The organism is Canibacter oris (genome assembly GCF_014197205.1).
Taxonomy (GTDB): domain Bacteria; phylum Actinomycetota; class Actinomycetes; order Actinomycetales; family Microbacteriaceae; genus Canibacter; species Canibacter oris.
The window spans coordinates 35,423-57,727 of sequence record NZ_JACIFD010000012.1 but is presented as its reverse complement, the minus strand read 5'-3'; the positions used below and the strand labels follow the sequence as shown (position 1 = coordinate 57,727).

The window sequence follows — 22,305 nt, the reverse complement described above, 5'->3', positions numbered from 1 at the left end:
CGCGCGCCGGGTGATCATCATCAAACCCGAGGGCATTAAAGTTAAACCAGTCGTGCTCCAGCTCTGGCCCCTCGGCAATCTCCCAACCCATCGCCACAAACACGTCTGCCATTTCTTCCTGCAGTTGCGCCAGCGGGTGCCGACCGCCGCTCACAGCACGCTGCGGGGCGGCGGTCACATCAACAGCTTCAGCCGCTAGCTGCGCCGCTGCCTCTGCCGCCGCAAGCTTCTCTTCCTGGGTTTTAAACACGCGCTCCAGCTGGCCACGCGCTTGCCCCATCAGCTTGCCGGTTTCGGCCTTCAGCTCTTTGGGCACTTCGCGCATCAAGCCATTCAGTTTGGCAATCGCGCTGTGCTCGCCGAGGTGTTCAGTTTTTGCTTGCTTGAGGTCAGCCAAGGTTGTAGCCGCGTTAAAAGCTGCAACCGCAGCGTCAGTTGCGGCCGCAACTGCCTCAGGATTAATCGGATTTACTTCAGCCACGAAGATAAGTTTAGCGCTTTTGCCGACGCTGCGCCCACCAGGCAGAAGTACTATAATTACGGTCATGACCACTCTGCGTAGCAACCGTCAGGCCCCGCGTCAGCGTCGGGCTGTTGACAGCTACGCTCGCGACTTGCGCGGCTGCGGTGTCGCACACCTTCGCTGATGCTGCCGCCCCCAGCCTGTTTGCGGTTGCGCTGGCTGTGGTGCTGACCGCACCGCTCGCGGTTTTTGCGCTCGGCCGCAAACACACCAAGGGCGCTTTAGCGGTCGCGGTGCTGCTGACCCAGCTGCTGTTCCACTGGGTTTTTATCTGGTGCACACCTGCTTCACTCAAGCTGTTTGAAACCGCGGGGTCGCACCAGCACGGGCATACCGCGGCAGCACACTTTGATTTTGCGGCTGCGACAACCGCAACCGCGGGGCACTCCGCACAAATGCTAGTCGCCCACGTGATTGCTGCGCTGTTCGCGTTAGCGCTGTTGCTCACCGCCGAGCACGCTTACGGTTTTATTCTGGGATACACCACAGCCGCGGTGCGCGCAGTGGGCTTGCTGCGCGGCGGTGGCTCGATCCACACCCCTAAAAATTTACGTCTACCGCAGTTTGCGGTGCCGTCGCTTAAAACTCAAATTTTACTGCTGTCGCGGGGGCTTAGAGCGCCTCCTGTGCGTGCTGTGTCATAACTATTCACAAGCACACAGAAAGATTGCACATGAAAAAATTCTTAGCAGCGCTTGCTGCTGGGGCGCTTGCCGTTTGCGGTTTGCTCGTCTCAGCGCAGCCAGCCACGGCACACGATGTGTTGGTGCACACCGATCCGGCACACAACCAAATTTTAGAGAGCACGCCGGAGCAGCTCACCCTCACCTTCAATAACGAAATTATTGATTTAGAGGGCGCTAACTTGGTTGAGGTTCGGGACGCAGCTGATGCGACCATCGTCACCACTGCCCCGCAGGTGTCAGGCACCACAGTGACACAGCAGCTGCGGGAGTTAAGCGCAGACAGCGTTTACCGTGTGGTGTGGCGCGTAGTTTCTTCTGACGGGCACCCGATTGAGGGCAGCTTTAACTTCGGAGTTGGCAGTGTGACTGAGGTGGACCTGGCGCAACTGCCCGCTCCCATCAACGTGGCCGCTAACGCCCTGGAGCTGAGCCCAGAGCTGGCGGCGTCACAGCAGCAGATTGCCGTCACCACTCCGGCAGAGCAAGAAGCTCAAAACGCAGACACTGCCACCGCAGCTACCGCAGCAGCCCCGGTGGTGGCGATCAGCATCACCGCGGTGCTAGTAGCGGTGCTTGTGATTGCGTGTGTTATTTGGTACACCCGCACTCAACGCAAATCATAAATCTATTAAATTTTAGGAAAATATATGTCATTGAACAGCAAGTTAATTCGCACCACTGCAGCGTTAAGCACCGGCTTTTTAGCATTCGGCGCGCTGACCGCCTGCGCTAATCAACAAGAAACTGCTGAGTCACACGACCACAGTCATGCAACCACGGCGAACCACGATCACAAGCACTCGCTGCACACTCACGAGATGTGGGTAAAGGCTGCTGACCAGGGCGCGCACACCGCGATTTTCGGCAACCTGCACAGCGACCTGAAAGACAAGGACTTGGTGATTGAAAAGGTCACCACTGACGTTGCTGAGGCGGCTGAAATTCACGAGGTTGTCAACGGGAAAATGCAGCCGGTGGCCGGCGGCCTAACCCTGGGAGCAGGGCAAGAGCTTGATTTGGAGCCGGGCGGGCATCACCTGATGCTGCTGAACCTGAAACAACAGCTGCGCGCCGGCGACACCGTGAAATTCACGCTGCACCTTAAGGGCGGTGAAGAGATTGCGCTGGAGGCGGTTGTGCGCGACTACAGCGGCGCTAACGAGGAATATGGTCACAGCGGCCACGGCGACCATGACAGCCACGACGGCCACGGCGACTCTGAGTCAGGGCATGACCACTAATTCTGCTGCGCATGATAGCGTTGCGGCGTCAGAGTCGTCGCCTGTCGATTCTGGCGCCGCGGGCACCACGCTGAGCCGGCGGGGGCTGCTCGGCTCGGTTGCTGCGGGGGCCGGCGTCGCCGCACTTGGAGCTGTTGCGGGAGCCGGTGTCACCAGGGCCACAAACCATAGTGAAGTAGCAGCAGCGCTTAACAGCACAAAAACCGGCACTGATGTGATTAGCTGCCACGGCACCCAACAGGCCGGGGTCACAACCCCCGCCACTTCGCACCTGCGCGCGCTCGCTTTCATGCTGCGGCCTGAAGTGCAGCGTGAAGATTTGCAGCGTTTGATGCGTCTTTTGACTGCCGACATCGAGGCGCTCACCAGCGGTGCCGCTCCGGTTGCCGACTCGGAGCCGCACCTTGCGTTGGTGCCGGCTCGTCTCACCATCACTGTGGCGGTTGGCGCCGAGTTTGTGGCGCGGGTGAATCCAGCCGCTGTTCCCGAGTGGTTGGGACCGTTGCCGGCTTTCAAGAAAGACCGCTTAGCGCCGGAGTTTAACGACGGCGATTTGCTACTGCAAATCACCGCTGACGATCAGGTTACGGTGTCGCACGCGGCACGGGTGCTGACACGCACTGTGCGCTCTTTCACCACCCCGCACTGGATTCAGGACGGTTTCCGTCGCACCCGCGGCAGCGAACCCGACGGCACCACAATGCGAAACCTGATGGGGCAGGTAGACGGTTCCTTTAATCCGGAACCAACAGACCCTGATTTCTCCTCCCTGGTGTGGCTTGACGCTAGCGCCGGGTGGTTAGCCGGTGGCACGTGTCAGGTGCTGCGACGGATTCGGATGGAGCTTGACACCTGGGATGAGGTGGATCGGCCCGGTCGCGAGGCCACCATCGGGCGCACCCTGGCGACGGGTGCCCCGCTCACCGGCGGCAGTGAGAAAGACCCAGGCGATTTCAGCGCGGTCAACGAGCTCAAGCTCCCGGTGATTCACGCCGCCGCACATATCCGGCGGGCGCACAGCACAGACCCGACTGAGCGGATTTTCCGCCGCTCCTACAACTACGATGCCGGCAGTGAGCAGGGGCTGCTGTTTATGTGCTACCAGCGTGACCCTCGCAAACAGTTCATTCCGATTCAGCAGCGCCTGGATGATCTAGATATGTTGAATCAGTGGGTAACCCACACAGGCAGTGCGGTTTTCGCGGTGCTGCCCGGCTGGCAGCCCGGCGGAATACTGGCACAAACGCTGTTCGAGCTGTAATGCTCACGAAACCCAGTTTAAGCTGCAGCGCAAACGCAACCTTCGTTTGCGCTGCAGTGTACGCCCTGCCCAAGCTCCGCGGCAAACACCGCAACGCTTAACCGCGCTGCGCGAAAGCGGTGGTATAAAGGCTCACTGCGGCAGCGGTTGCCAGGTTCAGCGACTCCGCTGCACCGTAAATCGGGAGCTTGCGAGCTACTGTGCACAGCGCACTGTCTGCAGCGGTGAGCCCACGCGCTTCGTTACCGAAAACCCACGCAACCGGTTGCCGTAGCAAAGCATCACCGGGATGCACCTCTGCGCCGCGCAGATCCGCTGCAATCGAGGTCACATCAGCGGCATGCAGTACCTCTAAAACCGCATCCAGCTGTTTTTCCACCAGCACCGGCAAGTGAAACAGCGATCCGGTTGTGGCACGCACCACCTTCGGATGCCACGGATCCACGCTGTCCCCCGTAAAAATCACGGCGTCAGCACCGGCGGCGTCAGCAGCACGCAAAACTGTGCCCGCATTGCCAGGGTCCCGGACATCATGCAAAATAGCAAGCAGTCGGCTGGATCTCGCAAGCTCGGTCAGCGGAGCGTGGGCGGGGCGATCCACCACCGCAATCAGCCCCTGCGGAGTCACCGTGTCGCTGAGCTTTGCAAGCACCTGGGGCGTCACCATTTCGATGCGCACCCCGGCACTGTCAGCAGCCCGCTCCACATCGAAGTGATTGCTGCGGCCAACCACAGTAGCGTATATGACGTGGATCCGCGCGCCCGAGGTGAGCGCTTCCAAAATCGCGTGCGGCCCCTCGACCAGAAACCGCCCTGCCGCCAAGCGATCTTTTTTACGCAGCAGCTGTGCAGCCTTCTTAATCTGCCCCGCGCCCGGATTCTCAATCATTGTTCGCTCCCCCTACTTTATAAATCCAATTCTCGCTATCGTGCTACTGCATAATCTCCGAGGTTAATACCGGGATCTTATATTCTGTGTCCCACAGCTTATTTAACCGTTTCGTGAGCTCCGGCGCCATCGACTTCGCAAATGAACGAGCAAGGTGATCATTATCAAAGTAGACCGGAATCCCGCCGATCACCCCGTAGCAGTTACCCTGCTGACAAATCAGGTCATTCAGCTGCAAACCTCGCACTCGCTCACGCTGCGCGCCAAGATTCGTCACCACGGCATCCGTTGTTGTTGCCTCATACAGATAGTCGCGCTGCAGCACCTCTGACTCGGGCGCGCTGCACTTTGCGACAGCGGTGAAATTCAGCTCTACACAGGTCGGGCCTAATTCTTGCCCAGCAAATGGCACGTCACGGAGCACCGTAACCCGAGCCCCCTGAGCCGCCCACGCAGCAAAATTTTCTGCCGCGTTTTGGATGATGTCAGCCTCTTTTAACCCCTGCGTGAACGCGCCCTGCGATTTCGACGCACTGATTACGAAAATCATGTCAGGGTTATTTGCAGCCACAAAATCGGCTGTGCTCGCCGCGTATGTTTGGCAGTCGCTTGCCGCTAGCCCCGCACTAATTTGGTGCTGTGGTAGCACAACCGGGTAGCAGCTGCCGAGCGCTGAGAAGTGAAGTCTCCAATTATTTTCGGCCGCAATCATGCTGAACGTATGAAACAGGTGCTCGGCGTGCGAGTCACCCACTAGCATCACTTCAACGGCATCCGCAGCCCCGGTACTGTAATCACAAACAAGATTTACTTTTGCCCCTGCCAAAGGTGTTGCTGCCGGCACACAATTTTCATCTGGCATACTCCATGGCCACTGTTCCGAAAGCTCAGTGATGAATGAATCACTGTACAAAACCTCGGCACACGCAGCAGGGTGCGCAGCCGCTTCCGCCCCAAGACAGATCGGTTCCCCGGCCGCAATTATTTGCTCAATGGCTTTCTGCGATGCCCGCAAATTAACATCAATTCGCTGCTGCCCAGACGCAATTACTGTGGTGCTGGCAGCAGCCACTATCGCAATGCTCGCAGCAATCGCAGCAAAAGTTACCCGCGGCCGCTGCGCCGTAAATAACCGCCGCCTTGCAGGTTCTTCAATGAACCGATAGGTCAACTCTGCCGCTACCAGAGTTAACAGCACGACAAGAATTTTATGTGGCAATTGCAGGAGCTGTCCGAACACAAATGGCAACGTCACGATCAATGGCCAGTGCCACAGGTAAATGCTGTAGGAGCGTTTCGCGATGTACTGTGAGGCGCGATTCTCCACCGCAAATGCAAGTGGTTTAAACACGGTTTGCGGCCCGGCCAAAATCACCAGCACCACGCCGCTCGTCGGTAGCAGCGAGGCAAAACCGGGAATCGGATCAGCTCCCGAGAACACCACAAAAGACACCGCTATCATGCCGTATCCTGCAAGCTGCAGCAGGGTTGTAAGCGCGGCCGTAGCTGCACCGCGAGCCTGTAACCAGCGCTGCAGCGCCGGCCAGCCGGCAACGCAACAGGCGCCGAGCATGAATTCCCAGGCTCGTGCCAAGGTACTGAAGTAAGCGGAGCTTTGATTTAGTTGCAGCTGCCACAACGCAACCACGAAAAACACTGCAAACAGCGCCGCGGTGAAAAGCAGCAGGCGATTAAAACGGAAACGGCTAAAACGGAAACGGCCGGCTACCGTGTAAACCAGCAGGAGCAGACACGGCCAAACGAGATAAAACTGTTCCTCTACGGAGAGTGACCAGTAATGCTGTACCAGAGTGTGTGGTTGTTGTTGCGCAAAGTAATCTGTTTGGGAGAAGAACAGCGCCCAGTTTTGGAAGTATGCAGCAGATGCAAAAGACTCCCACGCGTTCGCTGCCCATCTACTGTTTGGAAGAAACAGTACCGTTAGCAACAGCGATGCCAAAATAACCGTTAACGCCGCTGGCAGGAGGCGGCGGGCGCGGCGGACGTAAAAACGTGGCAGGTTGATTGCGCCGGTTTTGTGGTGTTCCCGCATCAGGTGCCCGGTAATCAGAAAGCCGGAGATGACGAAAAAGATATCGACACCGAGAAAACCGCCTGGGAGGTGCCACGGCGAGAGGTGGTTAATGACAACCGCAGTAACCGCAATGGTTCGTAAAAATTGCACGTCGGTGCGCAACACCGAGCGATTCGGCGCAGCAGCAGCTAGTGTCTGCGGTGCCTGGCGCGGTGCGGGTGACGATGCAAACTGCGGTGCGGGGTCAGACATCGGTCTCTTTTCGGTGTTGAGTGTTTCTTACAAGCCTATATAACTTTGGGGCGACCGCTGACCGCGATCGCCCCAAAGTCTTAAAGGTCAAGCTTAAGCAGCTTTTGGCGCAGAAGTATCTGCTGGCAGTGCATCTTTAGCAACCTGCACCAGGGTTGCAAAGGTAGCTGGATCGTTGGTAGCCAGCTCTGACAGGATGCGACGATCTACCTCAACCCCGGCCAGGTTCAGCCCCTGGATGAAACGATTGTAGGTTAGGCCGTTTGCGCGGGCACCGGCGTTGATACGCTGAATCCACAGGCGGCGGAAGTTGCCCTTGTTCTTACGGCGATCGTTGTAAGCGTAAACGTATGAGTGCAGCAGCTGCTCTTTAGCCTTACGGTAAAGGCGTGAACGCTGACCGCGGTAACCTGACGCACGCTCGAGAACAACGCGGCGCTTCTTATGGGCGTTAACAGCCCTCTTTACTCGTGCCATTTCTTATTTATCCTTCTAAAATCTCTGTTGCTTCTCTAGATACTGGGCTACAGACCGAGCATCTTCTTAGCCTGCTTCACATCGCCCTTTGCGAGCACCTGATCAGCATTCAGACGACGTTTACGCTTTGAAGCCTTAACCTCGAGGTTGTGGCGCATACCCGCCTGCTGCTTCATCAGCTTGCCGCTGCCGGTTACACGGAAGCGCTTCTTAGCTCCCGAGTGAGTCTTCTGCTTAGGCATGATTCTCCTTGATTACGTTAGCTGCCGGAAACCGGCAACAAGTTAGCTCTTGTCAGCTGCCGCTTGGCTCTTCTCGGCACGTGCCTGGCGCCGTTCAGCTTTTTCCTGAGCACGACGCGCGTTCATTTCCGCACGAGCTTCTGACTTATTCTTTATTGGTGCAATCACCATCACCATGTTGCGGCCGTCCTGTCGAGGGCGTGATTCCACCACTCCGAACTCAGCAATATCCTCTGCAAATTTCTGCAGCAGCTGCACACCGAGCTCTGGGCGTGACTGTTCGCGCCCACGGAACTGAATCATCGCTTTGACTTTGTCCCCACCGTTTAAGAAGCCGACTGCTCGTTTCATCTTAGTCTCGTAGTCGTGGGTGTCAATTTTCAGCCTAAAACGCACCTCTTTCAGCTGCGTATTAGCCTGGTTGCGACGAGCCTCTTTGGCTTTTTGCGCAGCCTCGTACTTAAACTTCCCATAATCCATGATTTTGGCAACGGGTGGTTTTGAATTCGGGGCCACCTCAACAAGGTCAAGATCTGCCTCCCGAGCAAGACGCAACGCGGTAGCAACTGATACAACACCAACTTGCTCTCCGCCGGGGCCCACAAGCCTAACTTCTGGGACTCGAATGCGTTCATTAGTACGTGGTTCGCTAATAGCTCGCTCCTCAACAATAATTTGACGGCAGCACATCCCGTGATGCACCAAGAAACGAACTATAGAACAGTTGCCTGCTCTGCACCCTCAAGCTATCACCATACGGTGACGGAGTGCCAACTACCAAACACCTAAAATCAGAAAGTGCTGGTGGGAGATTATCCGCTTCAGTCTCAGTTTTCTGAGAGCCAAAAACAACATTACCACAATCATGAGCTGTTTTCACGGTCTCGCAAATATTTTGTGAGCTTTCGAGAGCCCCTGCTGCAACTTTCCTCACAGTGTGGTGTGATTGTAACTATGACTGAAAACTCTCTCCCAGAAGAAGTTGTTGCGGAAGCAACCCGCGACATTGCCGACGTTGCTGCTGTCGAGGTTATCACCACTGCGTGCGTGCATCTGCTGAGCGCAGCAGCGGTTAAAGTAGGCCTGGCTGATGACCCTGAAAACCAGATTGATCTTGATGAGGCTCGCAAACTTATTAATGCTCTAGCCGGTTTAATTACCGCCGCCGCTCCCGAAGTCAGCGACATGCACGCCCGCAGCCTCCGCGATGGACTGCGCAGCGTGCAGCTAGCTTTCCGTGAAGCTTCCACGATTCCTGATGCGCCAGGCGCTGGCCCAGGCGAGAAATGGACCGGCTCGGTTATCTAACCGCGCACCTCTACCGCACGCACCAGGCACCTCGCCTGGTGCCTAGTTTGCTGCCGCACCTCTAACCGGGCTGGCGCGGCAGCATAAGCGCCCGATTAAACCGCTACCACTCGCAGCTTCAAAGAGTCAACACTCGAGGCTAGCTGCGGGTGGTTTTGCCATTTTTGTGCCGCTTGATTTGCAGTTGCTTGCATCTGAGTTGTTGGCAAACCACCGACAATCCCGAGCACCAGCTCCGTCTCCGGTGTCAGCAAACGCATTTCCGGGTCAGCTGGCAGTAACGCCACCAGCTGCACCAGTTCGTCTGCGGTAAGCTCAGCGGTTGCCAGTGCTGCAATTTCTGGGTCAGCCCAGCTCGGCGTAAAGTCTGCCGCGGCTGCAACCACCGCAAACTGATTATGACGCAGCCCGAACTCGGTTTCTGTGGTTCCAGGATCGATTATCACGAGCTCAGTCTGTTCTTCCGCAGCCGCTAGCAGCGCCTGTGGCAACGGCACGGGAATTGGTCTAGCGGTAGGATCCCAGCGCCGCATCGCGGCTGTTGAAGAAAACACCGGCATAACTTTACGCCCGTCCGGCGCAGCAACGGTGACAATCGAAAGCTCCTGAGTTTTTTCAACGGTTTTGCCTTCCGGCGTCACCCCGATATCTCCAGCAACTGTAAGCAACGGAATCAGCACCCGCACTTCTTGCAGTGCCAGCAAAGCCTCTCGTTGCGCTGCTGCGAGTGCGCGGAGACTGCTGCTAATCTGTGCTGGATCGCGCTCTGCGCTGGCTTTAAAATAGACAGCTGCCGCAGCTCTGACTTGCTGCACCGCAGCCAGGTATGTGGGCGGCGCGGTACCGTCGTCTTCAGCAAACGCGGTGTCGTGATGAGTAAAACTGCGTCCCTCCCATGGGAAGCCTGCTGAGTCCGCTCTACCGCCGGCAGTGATTCCTGCTGGTAACCCGGTTCTAGTCTGCGAGAAGTGTGGTCTATCGCCAGTCGAAGGAAGTTTTTTAATAGCCATCTTAACCTGCCACCTGCAGTGCTTCCTGTAGCGTGAACTTCCCAGCATAGAGCGCCTTACCGATAATCGCACCCTCGAGCCCAAGCGGCACCAATGTTTTGAGATCGGCAAGATCTTGCAACGCGGAGATTCCACCGGACGCGACAACCGGTTTCCCGGTTTTTTCTATCACCTGTTGCAACAGTTGCAGGTTGGGGCCGCGCAGGGTCCCGTCTTTAGTGACGTCCGTTACAACATATCGAGCACACCCGGCGTCTTCCAGCCGCGCTAACACATCCCACAGGTTCCCCCCTTCGGAGGTCCAACCTCGCCCCGCTAGAGTCTCACCACGCACATCTAAACCGACCGCTATTTTGTCACCGTGTTTTGCGATGACACGCTCAGTCCACGCGGGGTTTTCGAGCGCCGCGGTGCCGAGGTTCACGCGAGCCGCACCTAACTCTAGGGCACGCTCCAGGCTCGCATCGTCACGGATCCCACCAGACATTTCGATTTTGGTGTTGCCAGCTTGCGCCAACACCTGCCGCACCACTGCAGCGTTATCTCCGGTGCCGAATGCGGCATCTAGATCTACCAGGTGGATCCACTCGGCGCCGGCGTTGATCCACTCCAGCGCAGCAGCAACGGGGCTGCCGTAGTCGGTTTCGCTTCCTGACTCTCCCTGCAGCAGCCTGACGGCTTTGCCGTCACGCACATCAATCGCCGGCAACAGCTCCAGTTTGGTGTTCATTTGCTCTCTTTTCCGCTCGTGGATTGTAAATTCTCTCTGTTTTGCTTCCCGGGCTCAGGCTTGTTAAGTTGCTTTGCCGGAGTTTTGTCTCTCTGCGCTTGCTCACCTAGCTTGCAGCCCGGTTTAACTAAAGCGCAGCAACCCAGTTTTTGAGCAGCTTCAACCCTGCCGAGGCAGATTTTTCTGGGTGAAACTGTGTCGCACTGAGTGCCCCGACCTCAAACGCAGCAATAAATTTTTGGTTTTCATGCTCGGCCCACGCAACTCGCAGCTCGGCTTCGCGGAGTTCTGGCAATAGTGCGCGGGGCATCTGGGTGGCAGCGTTGCTGTGCACAAAATAAAACATGGCGTCTTGTAACCCCTGCAACAGGACGCTGTGAGCGGGTGCGGTTACCGTGTTCCACCCCATGTGCGGCAGGGTTTTGCTACGCAGCTGCTGCACTGTGCCACTGAGATAGCCGAGCCCGGCAGCGGTAATTTCTCGCTCTGTCCCGGTTTCAAACATAATCTGTTCGCCAACACAGATACCTAGAACTGGTTTACCTGCCGCAAGTCGCTGGCGAATCAGCTCTGCTCCGGATACTGCTTGGAGCTGCTCCATCACCGCGCCGAAGGCTCCAACTCCGGGCACCACTAGTCCGTCGGCTGCGAGAATCACCTCGGGGTCAGCGGTTAGCACGACCCGCGCACCGGTTGTTGCCAGCGCTTTCACCGCGCTGTGCACGTTGCCTGAACCGTACCGCAGCACCGCAACCAGCTTGTTACTGCAGTCTGGGTGCCCCACCGCTGTTGGGTCGCTGCCTGTCACAGCACGCCCTTTGTTGAGGGCACCCCGACAGTGTGCGCGTCAAAAGCTTTTGCCTGCCGGAAAGCGCGAGCGAAGGCTTTAAATTCTGCTTCTGCGATGTGGTGTGGATCGCGGCCGCCCACCAGGGTGAGGTGCACGGTGAGCCGCGCGTTCAGGGTGATGGCTTCAAAGAAGTGCCGCACCATGGAACCGGTGAAGTGGCCTCCGATGAGGTGGAATTCGTAGCCGGCGGGCTCTCCGCTGTGCACCAGGTAGGGACGCCCGGAGATGTCAACAACGGCCTGCGCGAGCGCTTCATCAAGCGGCACTAAAGCGTCGCCGTAACGAGAAATTCCTGCTTTATCACCGAGGGCTTCTAGGATTGCCTGCCCCAACAGAATTCCGGTATCTTCTACGGTGTGGTGCACGTCAATGTGAACATCGCCGATTGCCCGAACTTTCAGGTCGGTCAGGGAGTGTCGTGCGAAGGCGTCGAGCATATGGTCAAAGAACGGCACACCGGTTTCGATGTCTGCTTTGCCAGTGCCATCGAGATTGATCTCGATGCTAATTTCCGATTCGCTTGTTTTGCGTGAAACTGCTGCAGTGCGCGGGTGCTGTGTCATGTTTCTAGTCTACTTTCTGGGGGCTCTGAGAGGTATCCAGGAAGGCTGCAATTGCTTGCAGCATTGCGGTGTTTTCGGCTGCGGTTCCAACAGTGAGTCGCAGGTGTCCGGGAATGTTGAATTGTCGCACCAGCACCCCAGCTGCTAGTAATGCTTCGAACGCTGCGGTGCTGTCTCCAAAACCGGCTACCAGCAGGAAGTTGCCGCCTGATTGGTACGGCTGCAACCCTAGTGCTTTAAGTTCTGCTACCAAACGCTGCCGCTGCTCTTTAATCGCCGTTACCGATTCCAACATTAACGCCGCGTGCTGCACCGCGGCCACCGCAGCTGCTTGAGTCAGCGTGGATAGGTGGTAAGGCAGGCGCACCAGACGCAAGGCATCTAGTAGCGCCGGGTCTGCTGCTAAGTATCCGAGCCGCACTCCAGCGAAAGAGAATGCTTTGCTCATGGTGCGAGAGACCACTAACCGGGGGCGTCCCTCTAAAAGAGTTACCGCGCTTAAGGTGTTTTCTTCGAATTCAAAATAGGCTTCGTCAATTACCAGGATGCCTTCAAAAGCTTCATACGCGGCAATCACTGTTTCCAGAGTGAGGCTGGTACCTGTGGGGTTATTGGGGCCACAAATAATTGCGATAGTTGGGTTGTGTTTGGCAAGCTGCGAAGCTACATACTCTGGCGATAGCTCGTAATTGGCTTGCCGCGGCACTGGAATCCAAGCGGTGTCTGTGCCCTGTGCCAGCAGTGGATACATAGAGTAGCTGGGCACGAAGCTCAGCAGCGAGCGACCTGGCCCGCCGAATGCCTGCAGAATATGCTGCAAAGTTTCATTTGAGCCGTTAGCGGCCCATATATTTTCTGCGGTAAGCCCTGAGCCTAAATACGCGGCAAGCTCTTCGCGCAGCTGAGTGAATTCCCGCTCCGGGTAACGGTTAAGACAACCGAGAACGCTGGTTACTGCGGCAGCTATGTGCTGCAACGCAGCCTCATTTAATGGATGAGTGTTTTCGTTGACGTTTAGAGCAATGGGCACATCCAACTGCGGTGCACCGTATGGTGTCTTGCCTTTAAGGTTGTCTCGCAATGGAAAATCACTCAATTGTGCCATATAGAGATTCTAGCAACGCAGCTCCCAAGTGCGTCAGAAAAAATTGCTCCAACGTAACAGTATCAAGCGCAGATTAGTGTTCAATGCCACACTGAGCATATCACTGCAACAACTAGCCGCAATTACTGCCCTGCAAAACCAAGCTCTGCGGCGGTCACCACTTCAGGATTGCCCAGGTATTTAGATGGAACTGCTATCGGCTCGTAAGCATTAAGTTCAGCGCTTGGAAGCTGATTAAAACGCACCAGCTCAGCCACCACATCACGCGGATCCGCCGCACTGTCTAAACGCTCTGCAATTTCCCAGAGCGAGTCACCTGGAGTCGGCACTACGTAGCCATAATTAGCCTCGCCCGCAACGGATGTAGCGGCAGCAGTAACAGGCTGGCCAAACAGCAAGACACTCATCACCGAGAGGACCACTGCCGCGGCAGCAGCCGCAAGCACAGCCTTCCCCCGCCGAGTCAGTCGCAATTGTTGCGACGAAGCATTAACTGACGCCACAGTAGCCTCAGATACCGCAATTTCAAGATTTGAACTAGACAATGCAACTCCTACTTAATCGAAAATTTATTCCACACCTATGTTCTAACTAAAGATTAGTACACAACTACAAAGAATTGCAACTATTCTTTCGTACATTTTTCTGCGACACGCTATTTTCGGCTTGTTGCAGCGGCATTTGATTGGTTAATCTCTTTGATATCTAGTCAATCTCATGGGTATGACAACTTTGCTTCGCTTGGAGGAAAAATGCAGCACAGCGATTTCCCTGAACTCACCGTTCGGCAATTTAAAATTTTCAATTTTATCGTTGCCAAAATTAAAGAACAGGGCTACCCCCCTTCAATGCGTGAAATCTGCGATGACGCTTCGCTGGCTTCGCTTTCCAGCGCTACATACCAGCTCAACCAGCTAGAACGTATGGGATTAATCAGGAAGGTTCCTGGCCGCAGCCGAGCCATTGAGGTGCTTGTTTCAGTAGACGGCAGCGGTTCGCCGATCCGCCCCGCCAGCGCCCAGGTGCTTGCACACCCCGCGACTGCTCAGTTAACTAACGGCGCTGCCGGGCCTACGCCAATGACTTCGACGCCGGCACAGCGCACAGCAACGACAGCAGCAGCGGGGGCAGCAGCCGCAACAGCAGCAGCAACCACACCGATTGCAATTGAGCAATATCAAACCACCTCTGCAACGGCAGCCGCAGCCCGCAGCTTTACCGAGTCACCAGAGTTAGTCACCACACACCACACAACTATTGTGCCGTTGGTGGGACATATCGCGGCAGGCGTTCCAATTACCGCCGAGCAGCAGGTGGAAGATGTCTTCCCGCTCCCGACAACCCTGGTCGGCGACGGCGATATTTTCATGCTCAAGGTTGTCGGCGATTCGATGATTGACGCAGCTATTTGCGACGGCGACTTTGTTGTGGTGCGCCAGCAGCAGGATGCCAACAACGGCGATATCGTGGCCGCGATGCTAGACGGCGAAGCAACAGTTAAAACCTTTAAACGGCGTGACGGCCATCTCTGGCTGCTGCCACAAAACACCGCTTTTGCCCCGATTCTCGGCGATAACTGCACGATTCTCGGCAAAGTTGTCGCGGTGCTGCGCGCAATCTAACTCGCATTAACCTCTGGCAAGTGCAGCGTCCGTGCCGAAATTGTTTCTGGCAGCTCATGATGAGTGATTAACAGCACAGCTTTAGCAGCCGGCACCGCGGCAAACAGCTCCGTTAGCAGCTGCTCCGCCAGTTCCGGATGCACACCCGCTGTAGGCTCGTCAAAAACCACAATCGGGAAGTCCCGCAGCAGCACTCGCGCCAGCGCAATGCGCTGTGCCTGACCACCGGAAATAAGCGCACCTGCAGTACCCAATTGTGTCTGCAGCCCCTCACGCTCTTGAGCCCATTCTCGCAATCCCACAGCGGTTAGCACCTGCCATAGCTCTGCTGCAGTCGCGTCAGGCTTTGCAAACAGCAGATTTTGTTCCAGGGTGTTGTTGAAAATATGCGGACGCTGCTCGCACAATCCAACCACGTCGCGCACCTGCACCCCCAGCTGTTTTACCGGAACACCGTACACCTCGTACTCGCCCTGATACTCCAAGAACCTCACCAGCGCGTTAGCGAGAGTAGATTTTCCACTGCCACTCGGCCCGGTGATTACCAGCAGCTCTCCAGCACGCACCGTAAATTCCACGCCATCAAGCACCGGCGTTGCGCTGCCCGGGTAGCGCACCGTGAAATCCCGCACCTGCAGCGCCGGCGTAGGCTGTGCGACAGCGCGTACCGCGGCCAACTGCTGTTGCAGCTGCTGCAGCGCCGCCGGATCCGCCTCTCGCAGAACTGGCACCTCTGCAGGAATCTCGCGAGCAGTCAGATCCGCAATCGCAACCGCGCTACCGCGCACCCGGACACTAGCCAAAACCGCCAGCGGAACCTGCACAAACACCTCCGCAAGCGCAGCAGGCACGATCACCAGCACTGCAAACAGCGGCGCCGTAAGCCAACCTTGCGACAGTTCCGGCCCCACCAGCAACAAAACTGTGAGAGTCGCAAAACCGGCGCACAGGGTAAAAAGCCCGGCGGTGAGTCCGGCGCTGCGCACAGCGCGCTGGGAAATCCCGGTGAGTCGCTGCTCCACCTTATATATTTGCGCTTCAAAAGCTGCTGTGGCACCAAAAACCGCGAGCAGCTGCGCCGCAGAAATTCGCTCCAGCAAAGCGCTTTGCAGCGCTACACGACTAGCACTGAGCTCAGCTTCGGCACGGGCGCTGATACGGCGTGACAGCAGCACGCTGAGCACCGCAGCCGCCAGCATAAACCCCGTAGTAACCGCAGCCGCCAGCGGCGAAATCAGCGCCAGCGTGACTACGCTAAGCAGCAGCACCGCAAAACCGCTCAGCAGCGGCCCACGCACCCGCAAAGGCTCGTCTTGCAGCTGATCCACATCATCAACATAGTTCGCGAGCACCTCCCCACTCGGTTTCTGCCCAAGCCCTCCTGGCACCCGCGGCAGCAGCGCCGCAAACGTCGCAGTGCGCAGCTCGTTCAGCTGTGCAAAAGCAGCGTCGTGGTTTGCTAAGCGCTCCAGATAACGCAGCCCCGCGCGCCCGATAGCCAACGCCCGCACCCCCACAATTGCAAAGTTCAGGTACAGAATCGGTGGCTGTTCGGAGGCGCTCACCAAGAGCCAAATGCTCAGGCCGAGCAGCGCGACCACGGTCAGATCCGCAAGAATCGCAAACACGGCGCCTGGAATCCGCAGCGATAGAGGCGGCATCGCCCGCGCCAAAACATCGCGCACACCAGCCAGATTACGCCGCTGCAGCATTCGCACCACCGCCTTCCCTCTCTCCCAAATGCAAAACCTGGTCTGCGGCCGCGGCCCAGGCTTTCCGGTGCGAGGTCACTAGAATTGTGGATCCGCTAGCGGCTCTCTGACGCACCGCTGCAAGCATCAAGCTCTCGCTTGCCACATCTAAGTGGCTGCTCGGCTCGTCAAGCAGGAGAGCAGCATGCGGCACTAAATCAACCAGCAACAGCGCTCTGGCAACCGCCAGGCGCTGCGCTTGACCACCAGATAGTCCCGCTCCCAGTTCACCAATCTCAGTGTTAAGGGAGAGCTCACCCAATCCCAGCTCGTGCAGCACCGCAGCGCTGTGTGCTGTAAACTCCGAAGCCGGCAGCTGCACACCAGTGAGCTGCTGCGCCCGCTCTGCCGCTAAAGCTAAATTGCTACGCACCGTGCCGCGCAGTAAAACACTCTGCTGCCCCGCCCAGCTAATAACCGGCGGCACCGTAACACTGCCGGATTGCACAGCTAAATGCCCCAGCAGCGCGTTGATGATTGAGGTTTTGCCGCTGCCGCTGCTGCCGCATAACACCGCCATACTGCCAGGCTTAATGTGACAGTTAAAGGGGCCTATCGCGGCGGCGGCGCCTTGATGGCGCAGCACCAAGTCGGTGACGGTGATGGCGCGCTGCGCCACACTCGCTGTCGCGGCAGCTTCACTTCCGCTCAGGTGCCGGGTTCCAGGAACAAGCGGCTGAGCACCGGCAGCACCAACACCACCGGAGGCAGCGGCATCAGCAACCCGATCCGCCGCCGGGTCCACCGCTTCAAACAGCGCCTGAGCGGCAGCAGCGCCCTCTGCGGAAGCATGAAATGCAACCCCCACCTGCCGAATCGGAATAAAGAACTCCGGCAGCAGCAGCAACACAAACAGCCCCGCGGCGAGCCCAAACTCACCGCTCACCAACCTGGTTCCGACCGTTACCGCAACCAGAGCAACCGAAAAAGTCCCCGCTAAATCAAGCACAAAACCAGACAAAAAAGTAACGCGCAGCACCCGCATGGTGGCTTTGCGATACCCCTGCGCCTGCGCCGCAATGTTTTCGCGCTGCCGCTGCTCCCGGCGGAAAATTTTCAGGGTTGCGATACCGGTTAGAATATCCAAAAACCCCTGCGACATATCGCCCAGCTTGCGCCACTGCGCCGCCTGTACTTTCTGGGTGGTGATGCCAATCAGCACCATAAAGATCGGGATAATTGGGAAAACCACGGCAGCAATTACGGCGCTGAGCGGATCCACCACCAAAATCGCAATAAAAATCACCGGGGTCGCAACCGCGGTCAAAATTAACTGCGGCACATAGTTTGCAAAATAGTTGTCGAGGCCGTTAAGACCGCGCCCCAGAATCGTCGCCAGCTGCGCGGGAGTTTGCTGCGGACCGCCCCACGCCAGCGGCGATTTCTGCCCCAGCTGCGTCAAAGCCCACGCCCGCAACTGGGTTTTCACTTTAATCGCGGCGCTCGCGCTGGTCATATCTAGCATCCAGGTGGATCCGGCTCGCACCAGCAAAGCCCCCACGGCAAGCAACACCAACCATGGCAACGCGGCAGCACTCGGGGCGCCCTCAAGCACCAAGCCATACTTCGGCCCCGCTAAAACCGGAGCAATAAAAACCAGCAGCAGCTGCGCCAAGGCATAGCACCAGACGATAATCGCTGCCGTCCGCACTGTCGCCAACAGCACCCCTGCCATCAGGGCAAGGCGGGCACTTTTTGCATGACGCAACAGGCGCGGATCGAGTGGTTTCACGCGGCTCCTCTGTCTCTAATTTTCATTTACAGCGTAAACCAAGACACTTAAAACTTCATTAAACAAAATGAGAGTTGTTAAATAAAACTGGCAACCGGGGTGTGCCCCCGATTGCCAGTTCCGATTATCGGCTCACAGCTGGGATGCGCAGCGGCTAACGAGCGTGCTGCACCAGCCTGCCGCTAAACCTCCAGGCAGCTCCTAGTGCGCCGCCTGCAAAACTGTCTTGCGGCTGATTCGCTTGCGGAAAATCCAGAAAGTCCAGGCCTGATAAGCCAGCACAAACGGCAGCGTAAACACCGCCACCCAGGTCATCAGCTGCAGCGTCTTTGGAGTGCTTGCAGCGCCAACCACGGTCATTGAGTGCGCCGGATCAATATTTGAAATCATCAGGTGCGGAAACAGCGCCGCAAAGATTGTCAGCAGCGCGAAGGCGATTGTCAGCGCGGTGCTCGCAAAAGCCCACCCCTCGCGGCTACGCAGGTTAAACAGCCAGGCGGCAATCAGGCTCACCGCGGCGAGGGCCGCAAGCACGATAATCAGCATCAAATTCGGGTTTGCGAGATGCGAGATGATGGTCCACACCAAGAAACCAGCCGCTGCCAGAATCGTAACCGCGCCGACTTTCACCGCCAGATGCCGCGCCCGCTCGCGCACCTCGCCCTCAGATTTCAGCGCCAGATATACCAGGCCGTGGGTGAAGCACAGCAGCAGCACGGTAACGCCACCCAGCAGGGAATACGGGTTTAGCAGGGTGAAGAGGGTGCCCTCGTAAATCCAGCCGCCGGACTCCACCGCGCGCACTGGCAAGCCGTTGATCAGGTTCGCAAACGCTACACCCCACAGCAGCGGCGGCAGCACAGATCCCCAGAAAATGAAGTTGTCAAACCAGGCTTTCCACTGCGGCTTGTTGCCCTGGTGCCGATACTCGAAGGAGACACCTCGCAGAATCAACGCCAACAGAATCAGCAACAGCGGCAGGTAGAAACCGGCAAACATGGTGGCATACCACTCGGGGAAAGCCGCAAACAAGCAGGCGCCGGCAACAATCAACCAGGTTTCGTTAAGATCCCAAACCGGGCCGATGGTGTTGATAACCACTCGCCTATCAGTGTCGTCTTTGCTGACGAAGGGCAGCGCGATCCCCACCCCGAAATCAAAGCCGTCAAGCACAAAGTAGCCAATCAGCAAAACGCCTACGATTAAAAACCAAACTGTTGTGAGTTCCATAAGATTAGGTCCTTACTGTTAGTAGGCGATTGCCAGCTGGTCGTGGTCTGGGGTGCCGTCAGGCGCCGCCGCAATTTCTGCCGGTCCCTCTTTTGCGGCTTTTGTGATGAGCTTAAACTCCACCACCGCGAGGGCACCGTAAACCAGGGTGAAGGCGAGCATTGACAGCAGCACCGCCCAACCCGGCACGTTCGGGCTCACTCCCTGCTCGGTTGTCATCACCCCGAACACAATCCATGGCTGGCGGCCCATCTCGGTGAAAACCCATCCCACGAGCGATGCGAGCATTGGCAGCGCAGCTGTCCAGACCGCAGCGGTGTATGCCCAGTTTGGCAGCTCCTTGTGCTTCCTGCCGAGCCACAGACCAATGGCAGAGAACAGCGCCGCGAGCACCCCCAGGCCGATCATCCAGCGGAACGCCCAGTAGGTAATCCATACCACCGGTACAAAGCTGCCGCTTGCAGGGCAGGTCAACATACTGTCGGCACCGCAGTACAGCGCAGTGTATTCTGCTTGCAGATTGTTGATGCCCTCAACGGTGCCGTCGAAGTTACCGTTAGCAAGGAAGCTAAGCAGATATGGAACTCGCAGCGACCAGATTTCGCTGGTGCCGTCTGGGGTGCCGATACTGAACAGGGAGAAGCTCGCGTCTGCCCCGCTTGAGGTTTCGTACATTGCCTCCGCCGCAGCCATTTTCATCGGCTGGGTGGCGGTCATGATGATGCTCAGCTCGTGCCCGCTGAGGCCTACTCCGATAAACGCTAGGAGGTTTGACCACATGCCGAAACGCAGCCCGGTGCGCATCAGCTCCGGGTGCTGTCCGCGCTTTAGGTGCCATGCTGCGGTGGCGACGATAACGGTGCCAGCGAACATGATTGAGGCGAAAATGGTGTGCGGGAATTGCAGCAGCGCCACCGGGTTTGTCAGCACCGCGAGGAAGTCATCAAGTTCGGCGCGGCCGCGCTCTTCATTTAGCACGAACCCGACGGGGTTTTGCATAAAGGCGTTTGCAGCCAAAATGAAGTATGCCGAGATCCACGTTGCCAGCGCCGTGAGCCAGATCGACACCACGTGCACTTTCGGGTGCAGTTTATCCCAACCGAAAATCCACACCCCGATGAAGGTGGCTTCTAGGAAGAAGGCGATGAGGCCCTCCATCGCCAGCGGCGCACCGAAGATGTCGCCGTTGAAGCGTGAGTAGTTTGACCAGTTCATCCCGAATTGGAATTCTTGCACGATGCCGGTCACCACGCCCATGGCGAAGTTAATCAAGAAAATTTTGCCAAATAGTCGGGTCAGTTGCAGCCATTTTACGTTGCCGGTGCGCACCCACTGGGTTTGCATAATGGCCACTAAGAAGCTGAGCCCAATCGTGAGTGGGACAAAAATGAAGTGGTATAGCGTGGTTAGACCGAACTGCCAGCGAGCTAAACTCACTGCGTCGAGCGTTTCAAACACTTGTTCCTCCGAGAGCTATTATTGCTGCACTGTGTGCACTGTCTGCAATATTGACAGACAGTTAAATCCTACTCCCGATGGACATATATCGCTAATATAATTAGATGTCAAGATATTTTCTTGTATATTATCTGAGCATATACTGGTAATTACCTTAAATGAATTCTTGTGCATTGCCCCGCAATCGTTCCCAAACGCACTCAGGCAGCAACTAACCCGCTACAATTGTCACGATGCATAACACCAGCGAATCTTCAAAGCCGCGGCGTGCAATGCGTTTCGACCTGTGGCTCAGTGAGAAGCGTGAGAGCAGAGCACGCAAAAAAGGCAAACTTGCCACCGTTGTCCCGTTTATGGGGTACGGCAGCACGTCATGGATTAGAGTTCTCGGACGGGTTGCTTTACTCAGCTCCGATGGCACCGGCGCACCCCACCTTGACGGCCGGTTTCAAGACGGCAGAGTGCGCGGCTGGCGCTCCTTTATGATCGTGCATGATTCGCACGCTTTAATCGACGTATTTCTGGGAAATACTAAAATTGGCCAGGTAAAAGCCGACAGCGGTGGAGTAATTGACTCCAAACTAGAAACAAATTTGCCGGTTGGTCGGCACACACTCACCTTAATTTCAGAAGATGGCGTCAAATCACAGGCTCCGCTTTTAATTGTGGATCCACAGTCCCAGTTTGGCATTATCAGCGATATTGATGACACCATCCTTAATACGGTATTACCTAAACCATTTGTCGCGGCCTGGAACAGCTTTGTAATTGCCGAGCACGCACGCCTCGCAGTTCCCGGAATGCCAGTGTTATTGGATCATTTAGTCACTACCCACCCCGGCTCTGCTGTAGTTTACTTGTCTACCGGAGCTTGGAATGTAGCACCTGCTCTAAGCCGCTTTTTAAAACGCCATATGTACCCACCTGGGCCACTGCTGCTGACAGACTGGGGGCCAACAAAAGATCGTTTGTTTCGCAGCGGCGCAGACCATAAGCGCACCGAGTTAAGACGCTTAGCTAAAGAATTTCCACACACTAAATGGCTTTTAATTGGTGACGACGGACAACATGATGAACAGCTTTACCATGAGTTTGTATCGGAATTTCCACAACACGTATCTGCCGTAGCAATTCGACAGCTATCTCCTGGAGAAGCTGTGCTCGCGGGTGGCCGCAGCGGCGCTACAAAGCACCGCGAGGTTGCAGGTGTGCCGTGGATTTATGGCCCTGACGGATCCAGCTTACGGAAAAAACTTGCTAGTATTGGCATCTTTATGAAGTAATAAGAAAGCAATAAGGCTGCGGGCCCGGAAAATTTAAGTTTCCAAGCCCGCAGCCTT

Annotated in this window: 23 protein-coding genes; 7 read left to right on the top strand and 16 right to left on the bottom strand. The window is 56.7% G+C overall.

What is annotated here, in order from left to right; translation table 11 throughout:
* A partial coding sequence (locus tag F5897_RS06340; protein ID WP_484482099.1) for a tRNA ligase subunit PheS family protein occupies window positions 1–481 on the bottom strand: 481 nt, incomplete at its 3' end.
* Window positions 482–594: 113 nt separating this feature from the next.
* Here F5897_RS06340 and F5897_RS06335 point away from each other — a divergent pair.
* From F5897_RS06335 to F5897_RS06320, 4 genes are read left to right on the top strand one after another with little or no spacing between them, the layout of a single operon-like run.
* A complete protein-coding gene (locus tag F5897_RS06335; RefSeq protein ID WP_183304898.1) occupies window positions 595–1,167 on the top strand; it encodes a hypothetical protein in 573 nt (190 codons plus the stop codon).
* Window positions 1,168–1,196: 29 nt separating this feature from the next.
* Window positions 1,197–1,832, top strand: coding sequence for a copper resistance CopC family protein (locus F5897_RS06330; protein WP_183304897.1), 636 nt, complete (start codon window positions 1,197–1,199; stop codon window positions 1,830–1,832).
* A gap of 24 nt (window positions 1,833–1,856) precedes the next feature.
* Window positions 1,857–2,450, top strand: a complete 594-nt coding sequence (locus tag F5897_RS06325; RefSeq protein ID WP_124823902.1) for a copper chaperone PCu(A)C — start codon at window positions 1,857–1,859, stop codon at window positions 2,448–2,450.
* The gene (locus tag F5897_RS06320) at window positions 2,401–3,711 is read left to right on the top strand and encodes a Dyp-type peroxidase (RefSeq protein ID WP_246332271.1); all 1,311 of its coding nucleotides are present in this window, start codon (window positions 2,401–2,403) and stop codon (window positions 3,709–3,711) included. The genes F5897_RS06325 and F5897_RS06320 overlap by 50 nt, the downstream gene beginning before the upstream one ends.
* Before the next feature lie 97 nt (window positions 3,712–3,808).
* Here F5897_RS06320 and F5897_RS06315 read toward each other — a convergent pair whose 3' ends face one another.
* The 5 genes from F5897_RS06315 to infC form a co-directional block, all read right to left on the bottom strand.
* Window positions 3,809–4,600, bottom strand: coding sequence for a TrmH family RNA methyltransferase (locus F5897_RS06315; protein ID WP_183304896.1), 792 nt, complete (start codon window positions 4,598–4,600; stop codon window positions 3,809–3,811).
* A 43-nt stretch (window positions 4,601–4,643) separates the two neighbouring features.
* Window positions 4,644–6,887, bottom strand: a complete 2,244-nt coding sequence (locus F5897_RS06310; protein WP_183304895.1) for an acyltransferase family protein — start codon at window positions 6,885–6,887, stop codon at window positions 4,644–4,646.
* A 93-nt stretch (window positions 6,888–6,980) separates the two neighbouring features.
* A complete protein-coding gene (gene rplT, locus F5897_RS06305; RefSeq protein ID WP_124823898.1) occupies window positions 6,981–7,364 on the bottom strand; it encodes a 50S ribosomal protein L20 in 384 nt (127 codons plus the stop codon).
* Window positions 7,365–7,411: 47 nt separating this feature from the next.
* On the bottom strand, window positions 7,412–7,606 hold the full coding sequence (gene rpmI, locus F5897_RS06300; protein WP_124823897.1) for a 50S ribosomal protein L35: 195 nt from the start codon (window positions 7,604–7,606) through the stop codon (window positions 7,412–7,414).
* Between the two features lie 42 nt (window positions 7,607–7,648).
* Window positions 7,649–8,296 carry a translation initiation factor IF-3 gene (infC, locus tag F5897_RS06295; protein ID WP_183304900.1) on the bottom strand — a complete coding sequence of 216 codons (648 nt, stop codon included), beginning with the start codon at window positions 8,294–8,296 and terminating at the stop codon, window positions 7,649–7,651.
* A 264-nt stretch (window positions 8,297–8,560) separates the two neighbouring features.
* On the opposite strand from infC, the gene F5897_RS06290 reads away from it, so the two are divergent.
* Window positions 8,561–8,914, top strand: coding sequence for a DUF1844 domain-containing protein (locus tag F5897_RS06290; RefSeq protein WP_124823896.1), 354 nt, complete (start codon window positions 8,561–8,563; stop codon window positions 8,912–8,914).
* A 95-nt stretch (window positions 8,915–9,009) separates the two neighbouring features.
* Here F5897_RS06290 and F5897_RS06285 read toward each other — a convergent pair whose 3' ends face one another.
* The 6 genes from F5897_RS06285 to F5897_RS06260 all read right to left on the bottom strand — a co-directional run bounded on the left by F5897_RS06285 (window position 9,010) and on the right by F5897_RS06260 (window position 13,717).
* The gene (locus tag F5897_RS06285) at window positions 9,010–9,924 is read right to left on the bottom strand and encodes an SseB family protein (protein WP_183304894.1); all 915 of its coding nucleotides are present in this window, start codon (window positions 9,922–9,924) and stop codon (window positions 9,010–9,012) included.
* A 1-nt stretch (window position 9,925) separates the two neighbouring features.
* A complete protein-coding gene (gene priA, locus F5897_RS06280; protein ID WP_183304893.1) occupies window positions 9,926–10,654 on the bottom strand; it encodes a bifunctional 1-(5-phosphoribosyl)-5-((5-phosphoribosylamino)methylideneamino)imidazole-4-carboxamide isomerase/phosphoribosylanthranilate isomerase PriA in 729 nt (242 codons plus the stop codon).
* Between the two features lie 127 nt (window positions 10,655–10,781).
* Complete coding sequence (gene hisH / locus F5897_RS06275) at window positions 10,782–11,462, bottom strand: imidazole glycerol phosphate synthase subunit HisH (protein ID WP_233574287.1); 681 nt, start codon at window positions 11,460–11,462, stop codon at window positions 10,782–10,784.
* The gene (gene hisB, locus F5897_RS06270; protein ID WP_124823893.1) at window positions 11,459–12,067 is read right to left on the bottom strand and encodes an imidazoleglycerol-phosphate dehydratase HisB; all 609 of its coding nucleotides are present in this window, start codon (window positions 12,065–12,067) and stop codon (window positions 11,459–11,461) included. The genes hisH and hisB overlap by 4 nt, the downstream gene beginning before the upstream one ends.
* A 4-nt stretch (window positions 12,068–12,071) precedes the next feature.
* Window positions 12,072–13,172, bottom strand: a complete 1,101-nt coding sequence (locus F5897_RS06265) for a histidinol-phosphate transaminase (RefSeq protein WP_183304892.1) — start codon at window positions 13,170–13,172, stop codon at window positions 12,072–12,074.
* A 122-nt stretch (window positions 13,173–13,294) separates the two neighbouring features.
* On the bottom strand, window positions 13,295–13,717 hold the full coding sequence (locus tag F5897_RS06260) for a hypothetical protein (protein ID WP_183304891.1): 423 nt from the start codon (window positions 13,715–13,717) through the stop codon (window positions 13,295–13,297).
* A 207-nt stretch (window positions 13,718–13,924) separates the two neighbouring features.
* On the opposite strand from F5897_RS06260, the gene lexA reads away from it, so the two are divergent.
* Window positions 13,925–14,794, top strand: a complete 870-nt coding sequence (gene lexA, locus F5897_RS07945) for a transcriptional repressor LexA (RefSeq protein ID WP_183304890.1) — start codon at window positions 13,925–13,927, stop codon at window positions 14,792–14,794.
* On the opposite strand, the gene cydC is transcribed toward lexA, so the two are convergent.
* From cydC to F5897_RS06235, 4 genes are all read right to left on the bottom strand, one after another.
* Window positions 14,791–16,506, bottom strand: coding sequence for a thiol reductant ABC exporter subunit CydC (gene cydC / locus F5897_RS06250; RefSeq protein WP_183304889.1), 1,716 nt, complete (start codon window positions 16,504–16,506; stop codon window positions 14,791–14,793). The genes lexA and cydC overlap by 4 nt on opposite strands.
* A complete protein-coding gene (gene cydD, locus F5897_RS06245) occupies window positions 16,490–18,277 on the bottom strand; it encodes a thiol reductant ABC exporter subunit CydD (protein WP_183304888.1) in 1,788 nt (595 codons plus the stop codon). The genes cydC and cydD overlap by 17 nt, the downstream gene beginning before the upstream one ends.
* 201 nt (window positions 18,278–18,478) lie before the next feature.
* Window positions 18,479–19,507: a cytochrome d ubiquinol oxidase subunit II gene (gene cydB, locus F5897_RS06240; RefSeq protein WP_183304887.1), complete on the bottom strand. Its 1,029-nt coding sequence runs from the start codon at window positions 19,505–19,507 to the stop codon at window positions 18,479–18,481.
* A gap of 18 nt (window positions 19,508–19,525) precedes the next feature.
* Window positions 19,526–20,965 (bottom strand): cytochrome ubiquinol oxidase subunit I, encoded by a 1,440-nt coding sequence (locus tag F5897_RS06235; protein WP_124823887.1) that lies wholly within the window; start codon window positions 20,963–20,965, stop codon window positions 19,526–19,528.
* Between the two features lie 233 nt (window positions 20,966–21,198).
* Here F5897_RS06235 and F5897_RS06230 point away from each other — a divergent pair, with 233 nt between their 5' ends.
* On the top strand, window positions 21,199–22,248 hold the full coding sequence (locus tag F5897_RS06230; protein WP_183304885.1) for an App1 family protein phosphatidate phosphatase: 1,050 nt from the start codon (window positions 21,199–21,201) through the stop codon (window positions 22,246–22,248).
* The last annotated feature ends 57 nt before the right edge of the window (window positions 22,249–22,305 follow it).